The sequence below is a fragment of the Kitasatospora sp. NPDC001261 genome, from assembly GCF_042896795.1.
Classification (GTDB): Bacteria; Actinomycetota; Actinomycetes; order Streptomycetales; family Streptomycetaceae; genus Kitasatospora.
This window is the reverse complement of sequence record NZ_JBIAXP010000010.1, coordinates 158057-180794: the sequence shown is the minus strand read 5'-3', so window position 1 is coordinate 180794 and position 22738 is coordinate 158057. Positions and strand designations below refer to the sequence as shown.

The window sequence follows — 22738 nt, the reverse complement described above, 5'->3', positions numbered from 1 at the left end:
GAGCTGAGTTCGGCCATTTCACCCTTCGATCGTCGGCATCCAGGCATAGCCTCAACAGTTACACCGCATGTACAGCGACAGCTTGACCGCCCTGTGACCAGGGCAGGGAGGGGTACCGGCCGTGAGCGTGCCGAAGGAGAACCCGATGTCGTGGAAGTACTGCGGCGACCAGCTCAAGCGGTGGCGGGCGACGGCGGGCGTGACGCGAGAACAGTTGAGCCAGGCAGCCAGCTACGACATCGAGAGCGTCCGGTCGATGGAGGCAGGGAGGCGGCGGCCAACGCTCAAGGTGCTTCAGGCGGCGGATGAACTGTGCGACGCGAAGGGGATGCTGGTGGCGGCCGAGCCGTATCTTCTCCCCGAGACCAAGCCGGCGCGCAGTGATGTCTTCTTCGACGTCGAGAAGGAGGCGATTGCCTTCTACTTCTATGAGGCCCTCTACATCCCGGGCCTGCTGCAGACCGAGAACTACGCCAGGGCGGTACTCAGTCGCCACTTGCCACCCGTGGACGACGCCACCGCTAAAGAACGCCTGGCATTCCGTCTCAAGCGGCAGGATCTGCTCGCGAAGCCCGAGGTGATGTTCAGCTTCACCATTTACGAAGCAGCCCTTCACACCTCCGTCGGCGGCAGGGAGGTCATGAAGGAGCAGCTTCACCGGCTGCTTGACTTCGAGGACTCACGCAACACGCGGGTCCAGATCGTACCCACCGGAGAGCTACCCCCTACCGGCCTCTCGGGATCGCTCGTCATCTTGGAAACGGTCAACAACGAGCAGTATGCGTATGTTGAGACACATGAAACGAACGCGCTCCACTCCGAACCACAACTCGTAGGCAGGCTCAGCCGACGCCACGCAATGATCCGCGCGCAGGCGCTGAACGCGAAGGAATCGGCACAGCTCGTCCGAAAGACACTGGAGCAACTATGAACACCACCAAACCGTGGCTCCGCTCTAGCTACAGCGACCACGACGAGGGCAACTGCGTCGAGGTCGCCACCTCCCCCTCCGCCATCCACGTCCGCGACTCCAAGGACAAGGCCGGCCCGACCCTCACCTTCTCCCCCGAAGCCTGGTCCGCCTTCATCACCTTCGCCACCGAAGCTCAAGTGACACGAGCCGAGTGACCCTTTAATGGAACGGTGAGGTAACTACCTCCCAACCACCCTCGTACGCAGCACATATGACTTATCGTCACGACTACACCACAGCCGGTTCCCCCGTGTAGCGTGCGCACCAACGAAACAACCCCCGCCGGTGCTACCAACACCGAACGGGGGTCTGACCGGCACGATCGAAATGCGAGCTCGATCCTGTGGCTACCCACGACGATACCGCCATGGCCACCCCTGGGTACGGCAAGCAGTCCGCCCCGGAGCAACTCCCCCGCTCCGCGCGCGACTTCGCCCACCTCCCGGCCCGCGAGGCCTACCTCGCCTCGCTCATCGACCGTCTCCCCGACGGCGCCGCCATGGACGCGAAGACCCTCGCCGTCCTCCAGCCCCACTACGGGCAGATGGCCTGCCGCTCCGCCCTCACCAAGCTCTCCACCGCAGGTCACCTGCGCCGCGTCCGTGAGCGCCTCGCCTCCCGCCAGTGCCGCTGGGTGTTCCGCACCTACTTCTCCCGGACGCCCCGCTCCGACGGCTGGTGGGCGCACTTCCTCTCCACCGGGGAGGCGTCAACGCCCGCCGCACCCGATCCCCCCAGGGAGCGAACGCTCAACCGCACCTCCCCCACCTCGGCCGCCTATGCCGCCCTCGCCGGCCTCGGCCTGGTCGACCCCCGCCTCGCCCTCTCCGCCGCCGACTGCGCCGCGCTCGAACCGCTGGCCGCCGAGTGGCTGGACCGGGGGACCACGCTCCCCCTCTTCACCGCCGCGCTCACCGCGAACCTGCCGCCGGACATCCACAGCCCGGCGGGCTTCACCCGGCGCCGCCTGATCGACAAGCTGCCACCCGAGCGCCCGCAGTCCCCGCGTCCCCCGCAGCCGGTCCCCATTCCCGAATGCACCGACTGCCGCACCCCCTGCCGCCCGCACGCCCTCCTCGGCGGCCTCTGCCGCGCCTGCCGCAGCACCCCCGGCACCCCAGCGGCCACACCACCCCGCCCGGGCGCCCTCTCCCCGGCCGCCGTCCACCGCCACGCCGCCCGCGCCAGGGGCGCACTCCGGCGGGACAGCGCCCCGCCCCTCCCCCTGCGAGCCCCTTGACGCCGAGCCCCGGCAGACCTCGCCGTCACAGGCAAGCAGGCCCGTGATCATGAATATTCACAGGCGGCAGCGTTAACCTATGCAAAATCCAAAGGTGAACTACGTAACATGCCTTGCATTCGAAGTCATCTGGTTTGCCCGCATGCTGAGATCCATGCGATAGTCGAAGCAGCCCAACGGCGGGCGACACCGCACGCCGCCCTGGGTTGATGACTTCGGCGGGCCCGACCTGGCACTGCCGACGCCCATCGCGCGGCACGCACCCCCTTGGCCGGCGCGATGACTTGCAAGGGCCCCCGCCCGCCGGACCACGGCGAATCCGGGGGCCCTGCGCGTTTCCCCGTGAAAAACGCCGACCGGCCGGACGCCTCAGCCCCGCTCGCGCACCTTCAGCTCGAACCAGACGCCCTTGCCCCGCGGCAGCAGGTCCGCGCCCCAGCGGTCGGAGAGGTCGTCGACGACCCTCAGGCCCCGCCCGCGCTCGTTCACCGGCTGGGGCTCGGCGAGGATCATGCAGGGCAGCGCCCGGGAGGAGTCCCGGACCTCGATCCGGAGCCAGCCGGGCTTGCGGCTGACGTGCAGTCCGATGGTGCGGCCGGCCGCGTGCCGCACCGCGTTGGACACCAGCTCACTGGTGAGCAGTTCCCCGGCCTCCAGGTGCTGGTGGAGCTCCCAGGACTCCAGGACCGAGAGCACCAGCCGACGGGCCACCGGGCCCGACTCCGGCCGGGAGGGCAGCCGTACCTCGTTGGGCGCGGACTGGTCGCACAGTCTGCTGGAATACATCTCCTCCAGCTCCGCGGAGGTGAGCCGCTCCAACGCCGAGAGCCCGCCGCCCTGGACGTCGATCCAGGACACTTCGGCGACCACGCCGGCCCCGGAAACCAATGACTGATCTGCTTCGCCCCAACCCGCCATGCGGACCATCATTGCGGAACGCAAGCAGCCGCGTACGGACAATGAGCAAACGATCTCTCCGCGTCGGCATATGCCGGATGCAAGAAGGGGTCCCCCCGGGCCGACTTCCGTCAATCCCGGGTTGACCCCTCCCCCACCTCAACGGCGGTTTACCAGGCGCTCCACGGGACGTTCCAGCCGCTCAGCCCGTTCGACGGGTCGAGCGTCTCCTTCCTGATCGAGTTCTTCACGATCATCACGTCACCGATCAGCGAGCCGTCGTAGAACTTGCCCGCCGACGTGCCGGAGCCGCCGCCCTCGACGTCCTTGAGGCCCACGCAGCCGTGGCTGACGTTGTCCTCGCCGAAGGTCCTGCTGCTGCTCCAGTAGTTGCCGTGCACGTACGTGCCGGAGTCGGTGAGCCGCATCGAGTGCGGGACCTGGAGGTCGTACGGCGCGCCGGTCATGCCGGGCATGCTGCTGGACTGCATCCGCACCACGCCCTCCTTGGACATGACCACCATCGTGCCGTTCCAGGTGGGGTGTTCGGGCGCGCCGGCGCTGATGTCGATCTCGCTCGACTGGCCACCCTGTACGACCGTCATCTTGTGCGCAGCGGCGTCAACCGTCGAAATCTGGGACCGCCCGATCGTGAAGGGCTCGTCCCGGTCCGCGCCGTACACCCCGGGGGCGATCTCGACGCTCTTCAGCCGGTACTTGACGGTCACCTTGGTGTCCGGCGCCCAGTACTGCTCGGGGCGGAAGTCCAGCCGGCGGTCGCCGAACCAGTGGCCCTTGACCACGGTGCCGTTGCTGGTCTCGAAGCTGATGCCGCGGGCGACCTCGTCCCGGTTCTTCACGTCCTTGCTGAAGTTCACCGAGACGATCATGCCGACGCCGTACGTGGCGTTGTCGTCCACGTTGTCCGAGGCCTTGGCGAGCGCCGTCGGGGTCAGCGTGGTGAAGTCGCTGTCCGCCGTGGCGACCGCGCCGTCGGCGTCCGCGGCCATCGCGCTGACCCGGTAGGCGGTGCCCACCTCCAGGCCCGCCGCGGGCGTCCAGGAGGCGCCGTCGGCGGAGATCGTCCCGGGGACCTCCTTGCCGCTCTTGTCGCTCACCTTGACGGTGGTCAGCTTGCCCCCGGTCGCGCCGACCTTGAGCGCGTTCGGCGCCACGTCCACCGAGCCGGCCTTGGGCTCGATGCTCACGGCGGCCGTGGAGACCTTCGGCGTCTTGCTGCTGGGCGCCGCCTCCGTGGGCTTGGCGCTCGCCGCGCCGGCCGCCAGATCGGCCTTGGCCGCGCTCCCCCCGCCCCCGTTCCCCCCGTTTGCCCCGCTGCCCCCACCGCAGGCGGCCGTCAGCGCCATCGCCCCGCCGACCAGACCGACGGCCACCACTCTGCGTATCGACCTCATCGTCGATTCCCTCCCTCAGAAGATCCGAGAAACTCCCCGTGGACCCGACGGACCCGACCGGTATACGCAACCGGCCACCGGAAAGGTTGCGCCATGCGTGGGGCTGCTCGCCCCGGAAACCGCGGCGGCCCGACCCCAACGAGTGAGGACCGGGCCGCACGACGGACGACAGACGCCGAAGGGGCCTACCAGGCGGCCCAGTCGACGTTCCAGCCGCCGAGCCCGTTGGAGGGCGCGACGGTCTTCTCCTTGGTGTTCACGACCTTGATCGGGTCACCGATCATCGAGTCGTTGAAGAACTTGCCGGCGACGGAGGAGTCGCTGCCGCCCTTCACGTCCTGCATCGACACGCAGCCGTGGCTGGCGTTGGTCTTGCCGAACGGGCTGGCCCAGTAGTTGCCGTGCACGAAGGTGCCGGAGGTGGTCAGCCGCATCGCGTGCGGCACGTCCTGGATGTCGTACTCGCCGCCGAGACCGACGGTCTGCGAGTTCATCCGGGTGACCTTCTCCTTGGACATGACCACCATCGTCCCGCCCCAGGACGGCGTGGCGTCCGCGCCGAGGGTGACCGGCAGGGTGGTGCTCTTGCCGTCCCGCTCGACGGTCATCTGGTGCGCCTTGGCGTCCGCGGTGGAGACCATCGACCGGCCGATGGTGAACGGCTCGTCCTTGTCCACGTCGCCGTAGATGCCGGGGGCGACCTCGACGTTCTTCAGCCGGTACTTGACGGTCACCTTGGTGCCCGGCGCCCAGTACGCCTCCGGACGGAAGTCCACCCGGCGGTCGCCGAACCAGTGGCCCTTCACCACGGTGCCGTTGCTGCTCTCGATGGAGATGCCCTTGACGACGGCGTCCTTGTTCTTGACGTCCTTGTTGAAGTTCACCGAGACGATCATGCCGACGCCGTAGGTGGCGCCGTCGCTGATGTTGTCGTTGGTGGAGATCTTCTTCTCGGGCGTCAGCGTGGTGAACGAGGTGGTGGACGCGGCCACCAGGCCCTCGCCGTCCTTCGCCTGGGCGTTCACCTTGTACGCCATGCCGACCGCGAGCGCGCCCGCGGGCTTCCAGCCGGAGCCGTCCGGGGTGATCGCGCCCTCGACCGGCTTGCCGTCCTTGTCGGTCACCTCGACCGTCGTCAGCTTGCCGTTCGAGACGGACACCTGCAGCCCGTTCGGCGGGACGTCCAGGGCACCGTCCTTCGGCTCCACGGCCAGCACCGCGGCCGAGGGCTTCGGCGTGGCCGACCCGCCCCCGTCCGCCGCGGCCGAGGCCGCGCTGCCGCCACCCGAACCCCCCGTACCGCCCGAACCACTGCCCTTGTCGTCGCCACAGGCCGCGGTGAGCAGCAGTACCCCGCCCATAACCAGCGCCATCGCACTCTTCCGCCCGTAGCGGTTGGTGGTGCGTATCGCGGTGCCGGCCGTCTTCCCCGTCTTCACGGTTTCTCCCCTCCCGGTATTCACTCTCTTGACGCGTTGAGTGCCCCCGTGAGTTGCACCGGACGTGGATCTTTCCGGGCCGGGCTGCGGGCGCGCCGGAGCAGGATAGCTAAGCCGTCCGAGTGAAACCTGAGAGGAGTCGGTTGACGCGGGCGTGAAACCGTGGTGAAGACAGGACGTAACGGGCGAACGGGACTTACGGCAGCGCCGAAGCCGACGGAGGAGCCGCCGAAGCGGACGCGGTGGCCGTCGCCCCCCGGCCCAGCGCGCTCCCCGCCACCCACTGCTCCCACGGCACGTTCCAGCCGTTCAGCCCGTTCTGCGGCGGCACGAAGTCCCCGGACGAGGCCTTCACCTCCAGCACGTCCCCCTCCAGGGTGTGCTCGAACAGCCAGCCCGCCGGGGAGTCCTTGCTCGCCCCGCCCTTGGCATCGGACAGCCCGATGCAGCCGTGACTGGTGTTGGCGGCGCCGAACACCCCCGGGTCCGCCCAGTAGTTGCCGTGCACGAAGGTGCCGGAGGCGGTCAGCCGCATCGCGTGCGGGACGTCCTTGATGTCGTACTCGTCGCCCATGCCGACGGTCTGCGAGTTCATCCTGGTCACCTTGTACTTCTCCGACACCACCATCACCCCCCGGTAGGTGGAGTGGTCCCGGCTGCCGCCGGAGACCTTGAGCACCCGGACCACCTTGCCGCCCTGCCCCGCCCGGACGGTCAGGGTGTGGGCGTCCAGGTCGACGGTGGAGACCTGCGCCCGCCCGACGGTGAAGTGCAGCTCCCGGCTCTGGGTGCCGTACTCCCCCGGCGCGCCCTGCACGTCCTTGAGCCGCAGCGCCACCGTGACCCTCGTCCCGGCCGCCCAGTACGCCTGCGGGCGGAAGTCCAGCCGCTGCCCGTCGAACCAGTGCGCGGCCACCGGCACCGGCGGATCGGCGGTGACCTGCACCGCCTTCTCCACCGCCGCCCGGTCGGTGATCGGACGGCTGAACCGCAGCGAGACCGGCATCCCGACCCCGACCGTGGAACCGTCCTCCGGGGTGAAGAACGCCACGAAGGTGTGCGTCGGGGTGACGGTCGTGAACGCCGAGTGCTGGGCCGCCCGCTGCCCCTGGTCGTCCTCCGCCACGGAGTCCACCGTGAAGGCCGTCCCGAGCGGCAGCGGCCCGTCCGGCGCCCACTCGCCGCCGTCGGCCGCGATCGTGCCCGGCACCTCCGTGCCCTTCCCGTCCGCCAGCCGCACCGAGACCAGCCGCCCCTGCGCCACCGTCACCCGGACGGCCCCCTCCGGCCGCACGTCCTGCGCCCCGTCCACCGGCTGCACCGAGAGCACCGCCCGCGAGGGCGCCGCCGGGGCCGTACGCCCACCCGGCCCCACCGCGTCCCCGTCCGGCACGCCCGGAGGCCCGCCGCACCCCGCCAGGACCGCCACGCAGCAGGCCACCGCCGCCACGCCCCGCGCCCACACCCGTCCACGGCGCCGCATCCCGGGGCCCTCCCACTGTTCAAGTCCGATGCCCGGAACAACGAGAACCCTCCCAACGAAGACACGCCGCCCCCGAAACCCCCGCTCCCGAAACCCCGGACCGCTTCCGGCCAACACATTCCGGGAAAGAGAAGGTGAATGGACCCAGAACACCCCGCCCAGGGAGGCCCCCGCCATGGCGTCAGAACAGCAGCTGAACCCCGGCAGCTGCCAACCCCTCGGCGCCCGCCACCACCTGGACCGCACGGGCCGGCGAGGCACCAACTTCGCCCTCTGGGCCCCCGCCGCCGAAGCCGTCGAACTGTGCCTGTTCGACGAGGACGGCCAGGAGACCCGCCACCACCTCACCGAGCAGGACGTCCAGGTCTGGCACGGCTTCCTCCCCGGCGTGCGCCCCGGCACCCGCTACGGCTACCGCGTGCACGGCCGCTGGGACCCGTGGACCGGCGCCCGCTGGAACCCCGCCAAGCTGCTGCTCGACCCGTACGCCCGCGCCGTCGACGGCTGTTACACCTCCCACGACGCCGCCTGCGCGGCCGTCCGCAACTGGCCCGAGGCGGACGTCGCCGACACCGTCCGGGACAACCGCGACTCCGCCCCGTACGTGCCCAGGTCCGTGGTCGTCCACGACGAGGACGACTGGTCCGACGACCGCCGCCCGAAGACCCCGTGGGCCGAGACCGTCCTCTACGAGCTGCACGTGCGCGGCTTCACCATGCGCCACCCCGACGTCCCCCCGCCCCTGCGCGGCACCTACGCCGGCCTTGCCCACCCCGCCGCCCTCGCCCACCTCACCCGCCTCGGGGTGACGGCCGTCGAACTGCTGCCGGTGCACCAGTACGCCAGCGAGGACCACCTCCAGGCCCGCGGCCTGGTCAACTACTGGGGCTACAACACGATCGGCTACTTCGCCCCGCACGCCGGCTACTCCGCCTCCGGCTCCCGCGGCGGCCAGGTCGGCGAGTTCAAACGGATGGTCCGCGCCCTGCACGCCGCCGGGATCGAGGTGATCCTGGACGTGGTGTTCAACCACACCGCCGAGGGCGCCGAACTCGGCCCCTCGCTCAGCCTCCGCGGCATCGACAACGCCGCTTACTACCGCCTCCCGCCCAACCGCCCGCGCGGCTACGCCGACTACACCGGCTGCGGCAACACCCTGGACACCCGCCGCCCCCAGGTGATCCGGCTGGTCACCGACTCGCTGCGGTACTGGGTCACCGAGATGGGCGTGGACGGCTTCCGCTTCGACCTGGCCGCCGCCCTGGCCCGCGGCGGCACGAACGGCGGCGACGCCGTCGACACCGACCACCCCTTCCTCGCCGCCGTCGCCCAGGACCCGGTGCTGAACCGGGTGAAGCTGATCGCCGAACCCTGGGACGTCGGCCCCGGCGGCTACCAGGTCGGCGGCTTCCCCCCGCTGTGGGCCGAGTGGAACGACAAGTACCGCGACACCGTCCGGGACTTCTGGCGCGGCGCCCGCCCGGACGTCCGCGAACTCGGCTACCGCCTCTCCGGCTCCTCCGACCTCTACCAGCGGGCCGGCCGCCGCCCGTACGCCTCGGTCAACTACGTGACGGCGCACGACGGTTTCACCCTGCGCGACCTGGTCTCCTACGACCGCAAGCACAACGAGGCCAACGGCGAGGACAACCGGGACGGCACCGACGACAACCGCTCCTGGAACCACGGCGCCGAGGGCGAGACCACCGACGAGCAGGTCAACCGGCTGCGCCTGCGCCAACTGCGCAACCTGACGGCCACCCTGCTGCTCTCCGCCGGCGTCCCGATGCTCACCGCCGGGGACGAGCTCGGCCGCACCCAGGGCGGCAACAACAACGCCTACTGCCAGGACAACGAGGTCGGCTGGCTGGACTGGTCGCTGCTGGAACAGCCCGGCTGGCAGGAGCTGTGCGCGCTCACCGCCCGGCTGGTCCGGCTGCGCCGGGACCACCCGGTGCTCCACCGGCGGGCGTTCTTCTCCGGCCGGGCCACCACCCCCGGCGGCCGGCCCGACCTCACCTGGTTCACCCCGCGGGGCACGGAGATGACCGAGGCCGACTGGTTCGCGCCGACCGCCTGCCTCGGCATGCTGCTCTCCGGCTCCGCGCTGCCCGAACGGGACGAGGCCGGACGGCCGATCAGTGACGACGGCTTCCTGCTGCTGCTCAACGCGGGCCACGAACCGGTGGTGTTCACCCTGCCCGCGGCGGCGCCGGCCCCCGGCTGGGAGCCCCTGGTCGACACCGCCGCCGTACACCCCGACGAACCGGCCCCGGCCGGCACCGTCGTGCTGGGCGGGCGCTCGCTGCGGCTGCTGCGCGCGCCCGCCCCCGCCACGTAGCCGGGGCTCAGCTCCCGGCGTGCCCGAGCTCGACGTTCTCCAGCACGCCGATCGCGTCCGGCACCAGCACCGCCGCCGAGTAGTAGGTGCTCACCAGGTAGGAGGCGATCGCCTTCTCGTCGATGCCCATGAAGCGGACGTTCAGGCCCGGCTCCACCTCGTCCGGGATGCCGATCTGGGTCAGGCCGACCACGCCCTGGTTGTCCTCGCCGACGCGCATCGCGATGAACGCGCTGGTCTGCTGGTCGGACACCGGGATCTTGTTGCACGGGAAGATCGGCACCCCGCGCCAGGTCGGCCGCTGCTTGCCGAGGACGTCGACGGTGGACGGGTAGACGCCGACCCGGTTGCACTCCCGCTCGAAGGCCGCGATCGCGCGCGGGTGGGCGAACAGGTAGTCGGTGTCGCGGCGCATACTCAGCAGCTCGTCCAGGTCGTCCGGGGTGGGCGCCCCGGCGCGGGTCTGGATCCGCTGGTCGAAGTCGGTGTTGCCGAGCAGGCCGAACTCCGGGTTGTTGATGATCTCGTGCTCCTGCCGCTCCCGCAGGGCCTCGATGGTCAGCCGCAGCTGCTCCTCGGTCTGGTTCATCGGCTGGTTGTAGAGGTCCGCGACCCGGCTGTGCACCTTGAGCACGGTCTGCGCGACGCTCAGCTCGTACTCGCGCGGCCTCAGCTCGTAGTCCACGAAGGCGCCGGGCAGCTCGTACTCGCCCTGCCGGCCGGCCGCGAGGTCGATCTCCGCCTCGCCGTGCTCGTTCTGCGCCTGCGCCGCGTCCGCGGCGAAGCCCAGCAGCTGCTCGCGCAGCGACTCGGAACGGCCGATCAGCTCCTGGAGCACCGGCCAGGACAGCGCCATCGCGACCCCGGAGGTGCTCGCCTTCACGGTGTACGGCCAGCTGCCGCCGCCCTCGGTGATCGCCTCGTCGCCGACGTGGTCGCCGTCGGCGAGCGTGCCGAGCACCGTCACCTCGCCGTACTTGCCGGTGCCGATCCGGTCCACCTTGCCGTGCGCGATCAGGAACACCTCCTCGATCGGCGCCCCCTCCTGCACCAGCACCTCGCCCTGCGCGAAGTCCCGCTGCACGAACCGGCGGGCCAGCTCGGCCAGCACCTCCTCGTCCTCGAAGCCGCGCAGCGCCGGGACCTCCGCCAGCGAGGGGGCGATCACCGTCACCGCGGCGCCGGTCTTGGCGAAGCTCACCCGGCCGCGCCCGGGCGCGTAGCTCAGCCGCCGGTTGACCCGGTAGGTACCCGCGCTGACCTGCACCCACGGCAGCATCTTCAGCAGCCAGCGGGAGGTGATCTCCTGCATCTGCGGCTTCGACTTGGTCGTCGTCGCCAGGTTCCTCGCCGCGGTCGTGCTGAGGCTGAGCTGGGCCCGTACCTGCACGATTGCCGAGCCGGGGCCGGGGGTGGGCTCGGTTTCGACCGTCATCTGTGCACTCCTGTCACTCACGCACCACTGGACATCCGTACAGGACGTGTCATCGGCTCATCGGCAGGCGCCCGCAAGAGGCGCACGGCGCACTCCTACCTGCACGAATGGCGGCGCGCGCCCCCTAATTCGCGCCCGCACCGCCCGTCCGAGTGGCCGGTTCTCGCCGGGCGCCACCGACAGGGGCGAAAAACCGGATGAGAAATGACGGCCCGTCTGCCTACCCTCACCGCGATGGCCGAGAACAGACAAGACCCCGAGAACCCGACCCCGGGAAGCCCCCAGAGCGACGGAACCGGCCCCGCCGGGCCCGGGCCGCGGCACTCCACGGTCCGCTCCCTGCTGCGCCTGTGGCCGTACGCGCGCGCCGTCCGCGGCCGGCTGGCCGTCTCGGTGACGGCCGCCACCCTCGGCATGCTCAGCACCCTCGCCGTCCCGGTGGTCCTCGGCCTGATCGTGGACGGCCCGCTCGCCGAGCACGACCTGGCCGGCCTCTGGCCGCTGGTCGGCCTGCTGCTGGTCCTCGGCACGGTCGAGTCCGCGCTGTTCTACACCCGCCGGGTGGTGCTGGCCCGCCCGCTGGCCGGGCTGGAGACGGCGATGCGCGGGGACCTCTTCGCCAAGCTCCAGCGGCTGCCGGTCTCCTTCCACGACCGCTGGGGCTCCGGCCAGCTGCTCTCCCGGGCCACCGCCGACATGTACACCATGCGGCTGTTCCTGGCCTTCCCGCTGGTCTTCCTGATCGTCAACTCGGTGATGTTCCTGGCCGGCACCGTGGTGATGTTCACCCAGGACTGGCGGCTCGCGCTGATCGCCCTGGTGCCCGTCGTCCCGCTGTTCGTGCTCACCCGGCGGTTCGAGTCCGGCTTCTCCGGCGCCGCCCGGCTCGCCCAGGACCAGAACGGGGACATCGCCACCCTGGTCGAGGAGTCCGTCCTCGGCATCCGCATCCTCAAGGCCTTCGGCCGGCACCGGTCGATGACCGAGCGCTTCCGCGCCCAGGCCCAGGAACTGCGCCGCACCGAACTGCGCAAGGCGCACCTGCTCGCCAACCTCTGGGCCGTCATCGTCGGCCTGCCGGAGATCGCGCTCGCCGGCGCCCTCGCCGTCGGCGCCTACCTGGTGGCCCACGACGACCTGAGCGCCGGCACCCTGGTCGCCTTCCTCTCCACCGCGCTCGCGCTGCGCTGGCCGGTCGAGTCGCTCGGCTGGCTGCTCGCCTACGCCAACGAGGCCGCCACCGCCACCGACCGCTTCTTCGAGGTGCTGGACGAACCGGACACCCCCGAGGCGGACACCCCCGCCCCGGGCACCGCCGCCGCGCCCACCGCCCCGGACGGCATCCGCTTCACCGGCGTCCGCTTCCGCTACCCCGACGCCCCCGACGACAGCCCCGACCTGCTGGCCGGCGTCGACCTGCACATCCGCAGCGGCGAGACGATGGCCCTGGTCGGCGCCACCGGCAGCGGCAAGACCACCCTCACCGCCCTGCTCCCCCGGCTGTACGAGGCCACCGCCGGCACCATCACGCTGGACGGCCGGGACATCCGCGAACTGCCCCGGCCGCGGCTGCGCGAACTCGTCTCGGTCGCCTTCGAGGAGCCCACCCTGTTCTCCGCCACCGTCCGGGAGAACGTCCTGATGGGCGCCCCGGGCGCCGGCGAGGAACAGCTGCGCACCGCCCTCGACACCGCCCAGGCCGGCTTCGTCGAGAAGCTCCCGAACGGCCCGGACACCGAGGTCGGCGAGCAGGGCCTGAGCCTGTCCGGCGGCCAGCGCCAGCGCCTCGCGCTGGCCCGCGCGGTGGTCGGCGACCCGGCCTTCCTCGTCCTGGACGACCCGCTCTCCGCCCTGGACGTGCACACCGAGGCCCTGGTCGAGCGGGCCCTGCGCGAGGTCCTCGGCACCACCACCGCCCTGGTGGTCGCCCACCGCCCCAGCACCGTGCTGCTCGCCGACCGGGTCGCGGTGCTGGCGGACGGCCGGATCACGGCCGTCGGCACCCACCAGGAACTGCTGCGCGACTGCGCGCACTACCGGGAACTGATGTCGGGCGAGGCCGCCCTGATACCCGACGGCCCCCTCGCACCGGAAGGAGCGCGCGCATGACCACCACCGCCGAACCCGTACGGGCCGAACCCGTCGCGCCGGCCGAGGAGGAGCTGCCCCCGCCGCCGGCCGACGAGGAGGACATCCCCGTCCCACCCGGCGCGCCCCGGGCGCTGCTGCGCTCGCTGCTGCGCACCCACCGGGCCCGGATCACCGTCGCGATGGTGGTGATCCTGGTCCAGCAGGCCGCGCTCCAGTCCGGCCCGCTGCTGGTCGCGGTGGCGATGGACCGCGGCATCCCGGCGCTGCGCGAGCACGACTCCGGCCCGCTGATCGCGGTGGTCGCGGCCTACCTGTTCTGCGCGCTGCTCAGCCCGGTGCTGCAGTGGGTCTTCATCAAGATCAGCGCCCGGGTCAACCAGGACATCGTGCTGGAGCTGCGCGGCCGGATCTTCCGGCACGCCCAGCGGCTCAGCCTGGACTTCCACGAGCGCTACACCTCGGGCCGGATCATCTCCCGCGCCACCAGCGACATCGACGCGCTGCGCGAGCTGCTCTCCGAGGGCCTCCAGGAGCTGCTGACGGTCCTGCTGTCGGTCTGCTACATCTCGGTGCTGCTGGTGGTGCTGGACTGGCGGCTCGGCCTGGTCTCGCTGGCGTCCTTCCTGCCGCTGGCCCTGATCGCCCACTCCTTCCGCCGCCGCTCGCGCCGGGTCTACCGGCGCTCGCGCACCTCGGCCGCCTCGCTGATCGTCCGCTTCACCGAGACCATGAACGGCATCCGCCCGGTGCAGGCCTTCCGCCGGGAGAAGGCCAACGACGCCGCCTTCGCCGTGGTCAACCGGCAGTCCGCCACCGCCACCGCGGACGGCCTGCTGGAGATCGCCCGCTACGTCGGCCTCTCCCGCCTCACCGCCAACCTGTGGTTCGCCGGCGTGGTGCTGCTCGGCGCCTACCTGGTCGTCGACGACGCGCTGGAGCTGGGCGTGCTCACCGCCTTCGCGCTCTACCTGCGCCGGCTCTTCGACCCGGTCGACCAGCTGGCGATGTTCCTGAACAGCTACCAGTCGGCCGCCGCCGCCCTGGAGAAGATCGCCGGCCTGCTCGCCCACGAACCGACCGTCGCCGAGCCGGCCGAACCCGCCGAACTGCCGGAGGCCTCCGGCCAGGGCCGCGCGGTCGCCTTCGAGGGCACCCGCTTCGCCTACCGGACGGGCAAGGAGGTGCTGCCGGCCTTCGACCTGCTGATCCCCGCCGGGCAGACGGTCGCGGTGGTCGGCGCGACGGGCGCGGGCAAGTCCACGGTCGCCAAGCTGCTGGCCCGCTTCTACGACCCGACCGACGGCCGGATCCGGCTGGACGGCGTGGACCTGCGCGACCTGGCCACCCCCGAACTGCGGCGCGGCGTCGTGATGGTGACCCAGGAGTCCTTCCTGTTCTCCGGCACCGTCGCCGAGAACATCGCGGTCGGCCGCCCCGGCGCCACCCGGGAGGAGGTCGAGCAGGCCGCCCGGGACATCGGCGCGTACGAGTTCATCGCCGCCCTGCCGGACGGCTTCGACACCGACGTGCGCAAGCGCGGCGGCCGGATCTCGGCCGGCCAGCGCCAGCTGGTGGCCTTCGCCCGGGCGCTGCTGGCCGACCCGGCGGTGCTGATCCTGGACGAGGCGACCAGCTCGCTGGACGTCCCCGGGGAGCAGGCCGTGCAGCGGGCCATGCGCACCGTGCTGGCCGGCCGGACGGCCGTGATCATCGCCCACCGGCTCTCCACCGTGGAGATCGCCGACCGTGTCCTGGTGATGGACCAGGGCCGGATCGTGGAGGATGGCTCCCCACAGGAGCTGATCGACGGCTCCGGCCGTTTCGCCGCCCTCCACCGGGCCTGGCGGGACAGCCTGGTCTAGGGCCCCGACCCCGGACCCCACGAATGTGCCCGTCCGGGTGCGCCGTCACGCACCCGGCCGGGCATTCCCCATTTCCCGCACGGAGGTACGCGGGCGGCCGCCCACCCGGTTCACCACCGGTGGACGGCCGCCCGCGGCCTCAGCGCAGCAGCCCCGCGTCCATCCCGGCCGACTCGGCCGGCAGCGCGACCAGCCCCAGCTCGGCCGGCGAGGCCAGCCGCGGGTGCGCGGGCAGCACCCGGACGGTGTAGCCGAACGGGCCGGTCCGGCAGAGCTCCAGCGAGCCCTCGTAGCGGATCCGGCCGTCCAGATCGGGCCCGCCGACCGGCTTGAGGGCGAGCAGGCAGGCGTCCGAGATCCGGTCCCGCTCGTCCACCCGGCCGGAGACCGCCTGCACCTCGACGTCGCCCGGCCGCAGCGTCCCGAGCGCGACCTGCACCCGCAGCTCCAGCGAACTGCCCAGCTCCTGCGCCTCGGTCGGGCAGTCCGCCTCGACGTGCTCGACCCGGACGGCCGGCCAGGCCTCCCGGACCGTCGCCTTCCAGAGCGCCAGCTCCCGCGCGCCGTGGCCGTGCTGCCCGGCCAGCTCCCGCTGGGCCTGCGCCGCCGGGGCGTACAGCCGCTCGACGTACTCCCGGACCATCCGCCCGGCCAGCACCTTGGGCCCGAGGGTGACCAGGGTGTGCCGGACCATGGCGATCCACTGCTGCGGCAGCCCGTCCGCGTCCCGGTCGTAGAACCGGGCGGCGACCTGGTTCTCGATCAGGTCGTAGAGCGCGGCCGCCTCGATGTCGTCGCGCCGCTCGGCCTCGCCGCTGTCCGGGTCGAGCGCCCCGCCGCTCTCGTCGGCCGTGGGGATCGCCCAGCCGTTGCGGCCGTCGAACCACTCGTCCCACCAGCCGTCCAGGACGGACAGGTTGAGGCAGCCGTTGAGCGCCGCCTTCATCCCGGAGGTGCCGCAGGCCTCCAGCGGGCGCAGCGGGTTGTTCAGCCAGACGTCGCAGCCCGGGTAGAGGCGCTGGGCCATCGCCATGTCGTAGTCCGGCAGGAAGACGATCCGGTGCCGCACCGCCGGGTCGTCGGCGAAGGCGACCATCTGCTGGATCAGCCGCTTGCCGCCGTCGTCGGCCGGGTGGGCCTTGCCGGCGACCACGATCTGCACCGGCCGGGTGGGGTGCAGCAGCAGCGCGCGCAGCCGCTCCTGGTCGCGCAGCATCAGGGTGAGCCGCTTGTACGAGGGCACCCGGCGGGCGAAGCCGATGGTGAGCACGTCGGGGTCGAGCACCGAGGAGACCCAGCCGAGCTCGGCCTCGCCGGCCCCGCGCCGACGCCAGGAGGCGTGCAGCCGGCGGCGGGCCTCCTCCACCAGCTGGGCCCGCAGGGCGCGCCGCAGCTGCCAGACCTCGGTGTTGCCGATCCGTTCCAGGCCCGTCCAGCGCTTGCTCTCGCCGGTGGTCATCGCCTCCTCGGCGCGCTCGGCGCCGATCTCGGCGGCGCCGAGCCGGACCACCGCCGGGTCGATCCAGGTGGCGGCGTGCACGCCGTTGGTGACCGAGGTGATCGGCACCTCGGCCGGGTCGAAGCCGGGCCACAGGCCGTTGAACATCGAGCGGCTGACCTCGCCGTGCAGGGTGGAGACCCCGTTGGCGCGCTGGGCCAGCCGCAGGCCCATGGCGGCCATGTTGAAGAGCTTCGGGTCCCCGTCCTGCCAGCTCTCGGCGCCGAGCGCGAGCACCTGCTCGACCGGCACGCCGGGCAGCGCGGCGTCGCCGCCGAAGTGGCGGGCGACCAGCTCGCGGTCGAAGCGGTCGATGCCGGCCGGGACGGGCGTGTGGGTGGTGAAGAGGGTGCCGGCCCGGACGGCCTCCAGGGCGGCGGCGAAGTCGAGGCCGGTCCGGTCGTCGACGACCAGTTCGCGGATGCGCTCCACGCCGAGGAAGCCGGCGTGGCCCTCGTTGGTGTGGAAGACGTCGGGGGCGGGGTGCCCGGTGAGCCGGCAGTAGGCGCGCACCGCCCGGACGCCGCCGATGCCGAGCAGCATCTCCTGGAGCAGCCGGTGCTCGCTGCCGCCGCCGTACAGCCGGTCGGTGACGTCCCGCTCGGCGGGCGAGTTGGCCTCGATGTCGGAGTCGAGCAGCAGCAGCGGGACCCGCCCGACCTGGGCCTTCCAGATGTGGGCGGCCAGGGTGCGGCCGCCGGGCAGGGCCAGGTCGACCCGGCCGGGGGTGCCGTCGGCCTCCCGCAGCAGGCTGACCGCGAGTTCGTCCGGGTCGAGCAGCGGATAGCGCTCCTGCTGCCAGCCGTCCCGGCTCAGGGACTGGCGGAAGTAGCCGTGCCGGTAGAACAGGCCGACGCCGACGACCGGCACGCCGAGGTCGCTGGCGGCCTTGAGGTGGTCGCCGGCCAGGATGCCGAGCCCGCCGGAGTACTGGGGCAGCGCGGCGGCGATGCCGTACTCGGGCGAGAAGTAGGCGATCGCGGCGGGCAGCGGGGCGGCGTCGGACTGCTGCCGGGTCTGGTACCAGCGGGGGCCGGTCAGGTACTCGCGCAGGTCGTCGGCGAGGTCGCCGAGTCTGCGCAGGAAGCGCCGGTCGGCGGCGAGCGCGGCCAGCCGGGCGGCCGGGACCTCCCCGAGCAGCCGCACCGGGTCCTCGCCGGTCGCGGCCCAGACCTCCGGGTCCACGGACCGGAAGAGGTCCCTGGTCTCGGGGTGCCAGGACCAGCGCAGGTTGAGGGCCAGCTCGTGCAGCGGCTGGAGTTGTTCGGGCAGGACGGTGCGGACGGTGAATCTGCGGATTGCCTTCACGGCGTGAAGCGTAGCCGTGGCGGTCGGCCGGACAGTGCGTCAAGTGGACTATTGGGCATCCGTTCGGGCTATTGATGAGATCGCATTCGGCGCATTGGACTGCACGGGGGGCGCGCGAGGCGCACATTTCGAGGGCCCGCGCTACCAATACGTGAACTCTTCGGTACGGCTTCATTTCCGATGGCGCATCCACCCGGGAGAAGGCCCGAAACTACTGTCGTACCGCTGCAAAAACCTTGTCGCCGGTGCGAGGATGACCGAAGGTCGTTGATGCAGTGGGGAGTACGACGACGGGTGGCGTCCCCCGCGAAGCAGCACGTCCGAATCCTTTTCGTGTTGTCCGTTCCCGTCCTTCTTAGCCCATTCGGCGCTCACCGCGCACGGACGCGTGTCCTCCCTACCGGCCCGCTCGTTCACGGGTGGACCGGGTCGGCCGGGGCGCGCCCGGCGGAGGCGTGCGCCGGGACGCACACGGGCTCCGGGGCGTCCCACCGCCGGCTCGGCGGGCGCCGGGCAGGTTGCCGGGAACAGCGGCGCGGGCAGGCTTCCGGTCGCACGTCCTCCCCACCCAGCAGTCCTCCGGTACTCCCCCGGCCCGTACCCAGGCCCGCGGGGAGCTGCCGCCGATCTCGGGCAGGAGCTTGGCATGCACGGCGACACGCGGGACCAGTCCACACCGGTGGCCGAAGGCCTCGACGCAGCGGTCGCGGAATCCGCCGGACGGATGGATTCTGACACTCGGACAGATCCGGCGATGCCGGCGCCGAGGGCCTCCGGGGCGGTCCGTGCCGGATCCTCCGAATCCGAAGCCCCCTCGACGGCCCGGCACCCCGCGGCCGAGGAGGACCGGGCGGCGGCACCCCGCAGGCGCACCACCACCACGCGCCGCACCACCGCCACCACCCCGAAGACCGCAGCTCCGAAGGCCGCCACCGCGGAGGCCGCCGGGTCCGCCTCCGCGAAGGCCCCGGCCACCGGGGCGACCGCCCGGAAGGCCCCCGCTCGCAAGCCCTCCGCCCGCAAGACGACAGAGAGCGACACCGTGATCGGCCGCATCCCCGTCCTGGACGTCAGTCCCCTCGTCGACGCCGGCCGCCGCCCGGCCAAGGCCGTCGTCGGCGAGACCTTCCTGGTCACCGCGACCGTCTTCCGCGAGGGCCACGACGCCGTCAACGCCAACGTGGTGCTGCGCGACCCGCGCGGCCGCAGCGGCCCGTGGACGCCGATGCGCGAACTGGCCGAGGGCACCGACCGCTGGGGCGCGTACGTCACCCCGACCGCGCCCGGCCGCTGGTCGTACCTGGTGGAGGCGTGGAGCGACCCGGTCGCCACCTGGCGCCGGACCGCCTCGGTGAAGCTGCCCGCCGGGATCGACACCGCGCTGGTCCTGGAGGAGGGCGCCCGGCTGCTGGAGCAGGCCGCGGCCGGGGTGCCCAAGAAGGAGGGCCGCGCCGACGTGTTGGCCGCCGCCGACGCGCTGCGCGACCAGACCCTGCCGCCGCTGTCCCGGCTGGCCGCCGCGCTCGCCCCCGAGGTGCTCGACGCGCTGGTCCGCCACCCGCTGCGCGAGCTGCTCAGCGCCTCCCGCCCGATGCCGCTCCAGGTCGACCGCGAGCGCGCGCTGTTCGGCTCCTGGTACGAGTTCTTCCCCCGGTCGGAGGGCGCCGTGGTGGACCCGGCCGGCGTCGAGCCGCCGCGCCCGGGCAACCTGCGCAGCGCCGCCGAACGCCTGCCGGCCGTCGCCGCGATGGGCTTCGACGTGGTCTACCTGCCGCCGGTCCACCCGATCGGCCGAGCCTTCCGCAAGGGCCCGGACAACACCCTGACGGCCGGCCCGCACGACGTCGGCTCGCCCTGGGCGATCGGCTCCCCCGAGGGCGGCCACGACGCCGTCCACCCGGACCTCGGCACCATCGAGGACTTCGACCACTTCGTCGCCGAGGCCAAGGCGCTGCACCTGGAGGTGGCGCTGGACTTCGCCCTCCAGTGCTCCCCCGACCACCCCTGGGTGAACAAGCATCCGGAATGGTTCAGCCACCGCACGGACGGCACCATCGCGTACGCCGAGAATCCGCCGAAGAAGTACCAGGACATCTATCCGGTCAACTTCGACCAGGACATGGACGGAATCGTCAAGGAAACCATCCGGATCCTCCGGTTCTGGATGTCGCACGGCGTCCGGATCTTCCGGGTCGACAACCCGCACACCAAACCGGTGGTGTTCTGGGAGAAGGTGCTCGCCGACGTCGCCCGGACCGACCCCGACGTGGTGTTCCTGGCGGAGGCCTTCACCCGCCCCGCGATGATGCACACCCTGGCGAAGATCGGTTTCCACCAGTCGTACACGTACTTCACCTGGCGCACCACCAAACCGGAACTCACCGACTACCTCACCGAACTCAGCGGTGACGCCGCCGCCTACATGCGGCCCAACTTCTTCGCCAACACGCCGGACATCCTGCACGAGTACCTCCAGCACGGCGGCCGGGCCGCCTTCGCGATCCGCGCGGTGCTCGCCGCCACCCTCTCCCCCAGCTACGGCGTCTACGCCGGCTTCGAGCTGTACGAGAACGAGCCGGCCCACCCGGGCTCCGAGGAGTACCTCCACTCGGAGAAGTACGAACTGCGCCCGCGCGACTGGAGCCGCACCGACACCCTGGCCCCGCTGCTGACCGTGCTGAACCGGCTGCGCCGCCGCCACCCCGCCCTCCAGCAGCTGCGCGACCTGCGCTTCCACCCCACCGACAACGACCAGGTGCTCGCCTACTCCAAGACCGCGACCACCCCCGAGGGGCTCACCGACCAGGTCGTCACCGTGGTGAACCTCGACCCGCACCACGTCCAGGAGGCCACCGTCACGCTCGACGGCGACGGCCCGTACGCGGTGCACGACGAGCTCACCGGCGCCGTCTACACCTGGGGCCGGCACAACTACGTCCGGCTCGATCCCTCAGCCGAGCCGGCTCACCTCCTCACGGTTCGGAGGAACCCAGCGTGACAGTGAACGAGCCCGTCCCCGACACCTTCCCCGAGACCTCGAAGAAGAAGCTCGACCCGCAGTGGTTCAAGCGTGCGGTCTTCTACGAGGTGCTGGTGCGGTCCTTCCAGGACAGCAACGGCGACGGTGTCGGGGACCTCAAGGGGCTCACGGCCAAGCTCGACTACCTCCAGTGGCTCGGGATCGACTGCCTCTGGCTCCCCCCGTTCTTCGCCTCGCCGCTGCGCGACGGCGGGTACGACGTCTCCGACTACACCTCGGTGCTGCCGGAGTTCGGCGACCTCGCCGACTTCATGGAGTTCGTCGACGCCGCGCACGCCCGCGGCATGCGCATCGTGATCGACTTCGTCATGAACCACACCAGCGACCAGCACCCGTGGTTCCAGGCCTCCCGCTCCGACCCGGACGGGCCCTACGGCGACTTCTACATGTGGGCCGACGACGACAAGCAGTACCCGGACGCCCGGATCATCTTCGTCGACACCGAGACCTCCAACTGGACCTACGACCCGGTCCGCAAGCAGTACTTCTGGCACCGCTTCTTCTCGCACCAGCCGGACCTCAACTACGACAACCCCCGGGTCCAGGACGAGATGATCGCCGGGCTGCGGTTCTGGCTCGACCTCGGCATCGACGGCTTCCGGCTGGACGCGGTGCCGTACCTGTTCGCCCGCGAGGGCACCAACTGCGAGAACCTCCCGGAGACCCACGAGTTCCTCCAGCGGGTCCGCAAGGAGATCGACGCCAACTACCCGGACACCGTGCTGCTCGCCGAGGCCAACCAGTGGCCGGAGGACGTCGTCGACTACTTCGGCGACTTCGCCTCCGGCGGCGACGAGTGCCACATGGCGTTCCACTTCCCGGTGATGCCCCGGATCTTCATGGCGGTGCGCCGGGAGTCCCGCTACCCGGTGTCCGAGATCCTCGCCAAGACCCCGCAGATCCCCGGCGGCTGCCAGTGGGGCATCTTCCTGCGCAACCACGACGAGCTGACCCTGGAGATGGTCACCGACGAGGAGCGCGACTACATGTACGCGGAGTACGCCAAGGACCCGCGGATGCGCGCCAACGTGGGCATCCGCCGCCGGCTCGCCCCGCTGCTGGAGAACGACCGCAACCAGATCGAGCTGTTCACCGCGCTGCTGCTCTCCCTGCCCGGCTCGCCGGTCCTCTACTACGGGGACGAGATCGGCATGGGCGACAACATCTGGCTCGGCGACCGGGACGGCGTGCGCACCCCGATGCAGTGGACCCCGGACCGCAACGCGGGTTTCTCCTCCGCCGACCCGGGCAGGCTCAGTCTGCCGCCCATCATGGACCCGGTGTACGGCTATCAGGTGACCAACGTCGAGGCGCAGCAGAGCAGTTCGAGCTCCCTGCTGCACTGGACGCGTCGCATGATCGAGATCCGCAAGCTCAATCCGGCGTTCGGCCTCGGCAGCTACGCCGAACTGCCCTCCAGCAACCCCGCCGTGCTGGCCTTCGTGCGCGAGTACGAGGGGGACCTGGTCATGTGCGTGAACAACTTCTCGCGGTTCGCGCAGCCGACCGAGCTGGACCTGCGGCAGTACGGCGGGCGGTACCCGGTCGAGCTGATCGGCGGGGTGCGCTTCCCGTCGATCGGCGAGTGGCCCTACCTGCTCACCCTGGCCGGGCACGGCTTCTACTGGTTCCAGCTCCGGCAGCCCCCGCGCCTGAGCGGGACCAGGCGATCGAAGTAACGATCCGCCGCACGTGGCACAGCAGCCGTGAACAGCA

Annotated in this window: 14 protein-coding genes; 8 read left to right on the top strand and 6 right to left on the bottom strand. The window is 71.5% G+C overall.

Annotation, left to right across the window (positions count from 1 at the left end):
- Positions 1–121 precede the first annotated feature (121 nt).
- The 3 genes from ACFY4B_RS15955 to ACFY4B_RS15945 all read left to right on the top strand — a co-directional run bounded on the left by ACFY4B_RS15955 (position 122) and on the right by ACFY4B_RS15945 (position 2213).
- Complete coding sequence (locus tag ACFY4B_RS15955; RefSeq protein WP_387822098.1) at positions 122–931, top strand: helix-turn-helix domain-containing protein; 810 nt, start codon at positions 122–124, stop codon at positions 929–931.
- Positions 928–1128, top strand: coding sequence for a DUF397 domain-containing protein (locus ACFY4B_RS15950; protein WP_387968306.1), 201 nt, complete (start codon positions 928–930; stop codon positions 1126–1128). The genes ACFY4B_RS15955 and ACFY4B_RS15950 overlap by 4 nt, the downstream gene beginning before the upstream one ends.
- A 212-nt stretch (positions 1129–1340) precedes the next feature.
- Entirely contained in the window at positions 1341–2213 is an 873-nt protein-coding gene (locus tag ACFY4B_RS15945) for a hypothetical protein (RefSeq protein ID WP_387968304.1), read from the top strand.
- A 369-nt stretch (positions 2214–2582) separates the two neighbouring features.
- On the opposite strand, the gene ACFY4B_RS15940 is transcribed toward ACFY4B_RS15945, so the two are convergent.
- The 4 genes from ACFY4B_RS15940 to ACFY4B_RS15925 form a co-directional block, all read right to left on the bottom strand.
- A complete protein-coding gene (locus tag ACFY4B_RS15940; protein WP_387968302.1) occupies positions 2583–3131 on the bottom strand; it encodes an ATP-binding protein in 549 nt (182 codons plus the stop codon).
- A 149-nt stretch (positions 3132–3280) separates the two neighbouring features.
- Entirely contained in the window at positions 3281–4525 is a 1245-nt protein-coding gene (locus tag ACFY4B_RS15935; RefSeq protein WP_107418682.1) for an Ig-like domain-containing protein, read from the bottom strand.
- A gap of 185 nt (positions 4526–4710) precedes the next feature.
- Positions 4711–5964, bottom strand: coding sequence for an Ig-like domain-containing protein (locus tag ACFY4B_RS15930; protein ID WP_234348164.1), 1254 nt, complete (start codon positions 5962–5964; stop codon positions 4711–4713).
- 196 nt (positions 5965–6160) lie between these two features.
- Entirely contained in the window at positions 6161–7447 is a 1287-nt protein-coding gene (locus ACFY4B_RS15925) for an Ig-like domain-containing protein (protein ID WP_387968300.1), read from the bottom strand.
- Between the two features lie 175 nt (positions 7448–7622).
- Here ACFY4B_RS15925 and glgX point away from each other — a divergent pair, with 175 nt between their 5' ends.
- The gene (glgX, locus tag ACFY4B_RS15920) at positions 7623–9788 is read left to right on the top strand and encodes a glycogen debranching protein GlgX (RefSeq protein WP_387968298.1); all 2166 of its coding nucleotides are present in this window, start codon (positions 7623–7625) and stop codon (positions 9786–9788) included.
- Positions 9789–9795: 7 nt separating this feature from the next.
- Here the strand turns inward: glgX and ACFY4B_RS15915 are convergent, their stop codons facing one another.
- A complete protein-coding gene (locus tag ACFY4B_RS15915) occupies positions 9796–11223 on the bottom strand; it encodes a family 2B encapsulin nanocompartment shell protein (protein ID WP_375876971.1) in 1428 nt (475 codons plus the stop codon).
- Between the two features lie 234 nt (positions 11224–11457).
- Between ACFY4B_RS15915 and ACFY4B_RS15910 the strand changes: the two genes are divergently transcribed.
- Positions 11458–13332, top strand: coding sequence for an ABC transporter ATP-binding protein (locus ACFY4B_RS15910; RefSeq protein ID WP_074001469.1), 1875 nt, complete (start codon positions 11458–11460; stop codon positions 13330–13332).
- Entirely contained in the window at positions 13329–15176 is a 1848-nt protein-coding gene (locus ACFY4B_RS15905) for an ABC transporter ATP-binding protein (protein WP_117489576.1), read from the top strand. The genes ACFY4B_RS15910 and ACFY4B_RS15905 overlap by 4 nt, the downstream gene beginning before the upstream one ends.
- Positions 15177–15315: 139 nt before the next feature.
- Here the strand turns inward: ACFY4B_RS15905 and glgP are convergent, their stop codons facing one another.
- Positions 15316–17982 (bottom strand): alpha-glucan family phosphorylase, encoded by a 2667-nt coding sequence (gene glgP, locus ACFY4B_RS15900; protein WP_387968295.1) that lies wholly within the window; start codon positions 17980–17982, stop codon positions 15316–15318.
- A 1042-nt stretch (positions 17983–19024) separates the two neighbouring features.
- On the opposite strand from glgP, the gene ACFY4B_RS15895 reads away from it, so the two are divergent.
- Entirely contained in the window at positions 19025–20980 is a 1956-nt protein-coding gene (locus ACFY4B_RS15895; protein WP_375876983.1) for an alpha-1,4-glucan--maltose-1-phosphate maltosyltransferase, read from the top strand.
- Positions 20977–22701 (top strand): maltose alpha-D-glucosyltransferase, encoded by a 1725-nt coding sequence (treS, locus tag ACFY4B_RS15890; RefSeq protein WP_074001467.1) that lies wholly within the window; start codon positions 20977–20979, stop codon positions 22699–22701. Before ACFY4B_RS15895 ends, treS begins: the two co-directional genes overlap by 4 nt.
- Positions 22702–22738 lie beyond the last annotated feature (37 nt).

Bases quoted from the DNA above. Each gene is read 5' to 3' on its own strand.
- ACFY4B_RS15950 (WP_387968306.1), top strand. From the start codon at position 928: ATGAACACCACCAAACCGTGGCTCCGCTCTAGCTACAGCGACCACGAC.
- ACFY4B_RS15945 (WP_387968304.1), top strand. From the start codon at position 1,341: ATGGCCACCCCTGGGTACGGCAAGCAGTCCGCCCCGGAGCAACTCCCC.
- ACFY4B_RS15940 (WP_387968302.1), bottom strand. From the start codon at position 3,131: ATGGCGGGTTGGGGCGAAGCAGATCAGTCATTGGTTTCCGGGGCCGGC.
- ACFY4B_RS15935 (WP_107418682.1), bottom strand. From the start codon at position 4,525: ATGAGGTCGATACGCAGAGTGGTGGCCGTCGGTCTGGTCGGCGGGGCG.
- ACFY4B_RS15925 (WP_387968300.1), bottom strand. From the start codon at position 7,447: ATGCGGCGCCGTGGACGGGTGTGGGCGCGGGGCGTGGCGGCGGTGGCC.
- glgX (WP_387968298.1), top strand. From the start codon at position 7,623: ATGGCGTCAGAACAGCAGCTGAACCCCGGCAGCTGCCAACCCCTCGGC.
- ACFY4B_RS15915 (WP_375876971.1), bottom strand. From the start codon at position 11,223: ATGACGGTCGAAACCGAGCCCACCCCCGGCCCCGGCTCGGCAATCGTG.
- ACFY4B_RS15910 (WP_074001469.1), top strand. From the start codon at position 11,458: ATGGCCGAGAACAGACAAGACCCCGAGAACCCGACCCCGGGAAGCCCC.
- ACFY4B_RS15905 (WP_117489576.1), top strand. From the start codon at position 13,329: ATGACCACCACCGCCGAACCCGTACGGGCCGAACCCGTCGCGCCGGCC.